The sequence below is a fragment of the Rhodococcus sp. CX genome (assembly GCF_015865005.1).
Classification (GTDB): domain Bacteria; phylum Actinomycetota; class Actinomycetes; order Mycobacteriales; family Mycobacteriaceae; genus Rhodococcus.
Map to the genome: position 1 here is coordinate 78,405 of NZ_JADZGH010000111.1, position 4,686 is coordinate 83,090.

At 69.4% G+C, this 4,686-nt stretch carries 3 protein-coding genes and 2 pseudogenes; 2 read left to right on the forward strand and 3 right to left on the reverse strand.

The annotated features are described in order from the left end of the window. The 3 genes and pseudogenes from I0Q12_RS32700 to I0Q12_RS12460 form a co-directional block, all read right to left on the reverse strand. Positions 1-221, reverse strand: a pseudogene (locus I0Q12_RS32700) (D-alanine--D-alanine ligase A); the annotation flags it as partial. Between the two features lie 73 nt (positions 222-294). Continuing rightward, complete coding sequence (locus I0Q12_RS12455; protein ID WP_248673327.1) at positions 295-1,395, reverse strand: cystathionine gamma-lyase; 1,101 nt, start codon at positions 1,393-1,395, stop codon at positions 295-297. Between the two features lie 49 nt (positions 1,396-1,444). Then, on the reverse strand, positions 1,445-2,443 hold the full coding sequence (locus I0Q12_RS12460) for an NAD(P)H-dependent glycerol-3-phosphate dehydrogenase (RefSeq protein ID WP_197252213.1): 999 nt from the start codon (positions 2,441-2,443) through the stop codon (positions 1,445-1,447). A 164-nt stretch (positions 2,444-2,607) separates the two neighbouring features. Here I0Q12_RS12460 and cofC point away from each other — a divergent pair, with 164 nt between their 5' ends. Next, entirely contained in the window at positions 2,608-3,264 is a 657-nt protein-coding gene (gene cofC, locus I0Q12_RS12465; protein ID WP_197252214.1) for a 2-phospho-L-lactate guanylyltransferase, read from the forward strand. Between the two features lie 80 nt (positions 3,265-3,344). Then, positions 3,345-4,686 (forward strand): annotated as a pseudogene (locus tag I0Q12_RS32705) (RNA degradosome polyphosphate kinase); the annotation flags it as partial.

Below are 4,686 nucleotides of genomic sequence, written 5' to 3' on the forward strand. Positions count from 1 at the left end.
TCCGCCGCGACCGTCGGCAGTTCGCGCCCGGCCTTCGCCAGCCGGGCGGGATCGGAGTCGCCGAGCACCCACGCGCCGTCGGTGGTGATCCCGATCGGCACGACCTCGTACAGTTCGGGATCGAGATTGGTCAGGATGCTGCCTGCGGAAACGCAGGAAACGGAATGTTCGTTGCTGCGGCCGCCGAACACGACGGCCACCCGGGTGCGGGGATTGCTCACGTACAAACCGTACCGGCACGGGTACCGGCTGCCATACCCGAGTAGGGCCGGTTCGTTCACGATGCCGTGCCGGTCACACCGCCCGGAGAGCCGCGTCGATGTCCGCGAGGAGATCCTCGGCATCCTCGATGCCGCACGAGAGCCGGACGAATCCGGCGGGCACGCGGTCGCCCCAGCGGGCGCGCCGGTCGGCCGTGGTGTGGATCCCGCCGAAACTCGTCGCCGCTCCGACCAGCTCGGAGGCCGCGACGAACCGGTGGAAGGCGTGCTCGTCGGCGAGCCGGAACGTCACCAGCGGACCGAACCTGCTCATCTGCGCGGCGGCGATCGGATGGGCGGGATCGTCCGGCAGCCCCGGATAGCGCACCCCCTCGACGGCGGGATGCGATCGCAGCATCCGCGCGACCGCGAGGGCGTTGGCGCACTGCCGCTCGAACCGCAGGCCCGCGGTCCCGAGGCTGCGGTGCGCCAGCCACGTCTCGAACGGTCCGAGGACGGTGCCGGAGAACAACCGCTCCCGGTCGATACGCGGCAGCAACGCGGAGTCGGCGACGGCGAGGTATCCGAACAACAGGTCGCTGTGGCCGCTGAGCGATTTGGTGCCGCTCGCGACGACGGCGTCCACGCCGAGCGCCAGCGGCTGCTGACCGAGCGGGGTGGCCGTGGTGTTGTCGACGAGCAGCAGTGCGTCGCACATGTGGCACACGGTCGCGATCGCGCGCAGGTCCACGGTGTCGAGACCGGGATTCGACGGTGTCTCGACCAGCACGACGGAATTGTCGGGAGCGGTCACCAGAACGTCGGTCAGGGTGCCGTCGCCGAACTCCGCGCAGGACAGTTCGACGACGGTCACCCCGTGCGGCGCCAGAAACTCCTGGGCGTACGCGCGCACCTGGTAGTAGCCGTCGGACGGAACGACGACGGTGCCGCCCGGTTGCGCCAGCGACCGCAACGCGACGGTGACAGCGGACATTCCGGACCCGACGACGCGCGCCGCGGCCGCGCCTTCCAGCTCCGCGAGCGCCGATTCGAGTGCCCGCCAACCGGGATTCGATGCGCGCGCGTAGCTGTCGAGCGCCGGATCCTCGTCGGGGCCGAGTTGATAGGGCGCCGCGAACACCGGTCCCGGCTGCATCGGTGCACCCGGTTCATGTTCTGCCGCAACCGCTTTCACGCAGCGTGTCGAATTCCCCGGCGTTCGCGGATCACGCGCCACGGCCGGCTCACTCCGGCTTGGTGCGACGGCCGAGCAACCGGCCGATCGCCTCGGGCACCGACAGTCCCTCGTAGCAAACCTGGTGCACCGCGTCGGTCAGCGGCATCTCGACGTCGTAGTTGGCCGCGAGCGCGCGCACCGACGTGCACGACTTGACGCCCTCGGCGACCTGACCGTGCGTGGCCTCCTGGGCACTCTCGAGCGAACCCCCCTGGCCGAGACGTTCACCGAACGACCGGTTCCGCGACAGCGGCGAGGTGCACGTGGCGACGAGATCCCCGACGCCCGCGAGACCGGCGAGCGTCGCCGGCTTGGCGCCGACTGCCGTGCCGAGTCGGGTGACCTCGGCGAGGCCGCGGGTGATGATCGTCGCAATCGTGTTGTCGCCCAGACCCACACCGACGGCCATCCCGCACGCCAGCGCAATGACGTTCTTGCAGGCCCCGCCGACCTCGCAGCCGATCACGTCGGAGTTCGTGTATGGGCGGAAATACCCTGTGGCACAGGACTTCTGGATCTGCATGGCGCGTCCCGAATCGGTGCAGGCGATCACGGTCGCGGCGGGCTGGCCCTCGGCGATCTCGCGGGCGAGATTCGGCCCGGACAGCACCGCGATGCGGCTCTCCTCGGCGCCGGTCACCTGAGCGATCACCTGACTCATCCGCAGCAGCGTGCCCTGCTCGATCCCCTTGGCGAGACTGACGAGCGTGACGTTCGGGCCGATGTCGTCCCGCCAGTGCTCCAGGTTCTCGCGCAACGACTGCGACGGCACCGCGAGGACCACGAAATCCGCACCCGCGAGGGCGAGCCGGTGATCCGATGTCGCGTGCAGCGATTCGGGCAGTGTGACACCCGGCAGGTATCCGGGGTTCTCGTGCCGCGTCTCGATCGACTCGGCGACCTCCGCACGGCGCGACCAGATCGTCACATCGGTTCCGGCCTCGGCCAGCACCTTCGCGAACGCCGTCCCCCACGAGCCCGCCCCCAACACCGTCGCCTTGCTCACGCAGTCCCCTTTGCTCGTATCACCACCACCGGCCGATCGCCGACCGCTCGTCGTCACAGTATTGCCCAGACGATCGTCGCGAGCTGCGCGAACACCCGCGCCCGGGAACGCACGACCGGACACCGGACCGCGCCGGTTTCCCCCGGCTGGCAGAATCGGCAGCCATGACCGCCCCGCACGTGCTGATCCCCGTCAAGGCCCTCGGCCTGGCGAAGACGCGGCTGGCGCGGGTCTACACCCCCGGCGAGCGCGCCGACCTGGCGCTGGCGATGTTCGAGGACACCCTGGACGCGGCGCTGCACCTCGAGGACGTCACGGTCACCGTCGTCACCGGCGATCCGGACGTCGCCCGGGCAGCGCGAGCGCGCGGCGCCCACGTCCTGGCGGATCCTCCCGACAGCGGAACGGAACCGCTCAATGCGGCACTGTCGTATGCCGCGGGGCAGGTCCGGACGTCGGCACCGGAGGCGACGCTCGTCGCGCTGCAGGCCGATCTCCCGGCCGTGCACCCGAGCGAACTCGCCGAGGCGCTCGCGCACGCGCGGCGGGTCGGCCGGGCGGTGGTCGTGGACCACACCGGGGCCGGCACCTCTGCGCTCGTCCACTGTTTCCCCGATCGGCCGTTCGAGCCGCGGTTCGGATCGGATTCCGCCGCCCGCCACATCGCATCCGGCGCCCGCGCGCTCGAGGGCGATTGGCCCGGACTGCGGCTCGATGTCGACACCGGAGCCGATCTCGAGGCGGCCGTGGCGCTGGGTGTCGGCCCCGCGACCACCGCGACGCTCGACCGGATCGGGCTTCCGCTCGGCTCCCTGCGTTAACCGGTTCCTGCCACAATGAATCCGTGAACAACGGTGACAGCACAGATCGACGGCCCGACCCCGAATCTCCCGAGCGCTCCGTGTCGAACAGCGTCGCGACCGCGACGACCTCGCGGATCGGTTCCGCCCCGGCAGCGCCGCCCGCTGCCGCTGCGCTGCCGGCGCTCGCCGACGGCCTTCCCGAAGGCCGGTATCTCAACCGCGAACTGAGCTGGCTCGATTTCAATGCGCGAGTTCTCGCCCTCGCCGAGGACACGTCGCTGCCGCTGCTCGAGCGCGCCAAGTTCCTCGCGATCTTCGCGTCGAATCTCGACGAGTTCTACATGGTGCGTGTCGCAGGCCTGAAGCGTCGCGCGGAAACCGGCCTCGCGGTACGGTCCGCGGACGGACTGTCTCCGCGCGCCCAGCTCGCGCTGATCGCCTCGTCCACGCGCGAACTCGCCAACCGGCACTCCCGGGTGTTCCTCGACATGGTTCAGCCCGATCTCGCAAACGAAGGCATCTCGATCATCCGGTGGTCCGAGTTGTCGGACGACGAGAAGGTGCGTCTGACCGACTATTTCGCCGAGCAGGTGTTCCCGGTTCTGACCCCGCTCGCCGTCGATCCCGCGCACCCGTTCCCCTACATCAGCGGGCTGAGCCTCAATCTCGCCGTGACGGTGAAGGATCTGAAGTCCGCGGGTGAGCACTTCGCGCGCGTGAAGGTTCCGGACAATGTCGACCGGTTCGTCCGGGTCGACCGCCCCGGAATCTCCGACGGCATTCCCGCTTTCCTGCCGCTCGAGGAACTGATCGCCGCGCACCTGCACGTGTTGTTCCCCGGTATGGAGATCGTCGAGCACCACGCGTTCCGCGTCACCCGCAACGCCGATTTCGAGGTCGAGGAGGACCGCGACGAGGATCTGTTGCAGGCCCTCGAACGCGAACTGGCACGACGCCGTTTCGGTTCGCCGGTGCGGCTCGAGGTCTCCGACGACATGACCGAGCACATGCTCGACCTGCTGTTGCGCGAACTCGATGTCGACCCTGCCGACGTCGTGCAATTGCCGGGTCTGCTCGATCTGTCGAGCCTGTGGCAGGTCTACTCCGTCGACCGGCCGGACCTGAAGGATGCACCCTTCGTCCCGGCGACGCACCCGGCGTTCGGTGAGCGCGAGACGCCCAAGAGCGTGTTCTCCACGCTCCGGGAAGGCGATGTACTCGTGCACCATCCGTACGATTCGTTCTCCACCAGTGTGCAGCGTTTCATCGAGCAGGCGGCCGCGGACAGCCAGGTTCTCGCCATCAAGCAGACCCTCTACCGCACCTCCGGCGACTCCCCCATCGTCAATGCGCTCATCGCGGCCGCCGAGGCCGGCAAGCAGGTGGTGGCGCTCGTCGAGATCAAGGCGCGGTTCGACGAGCAGGCGAACATCAAGTGGG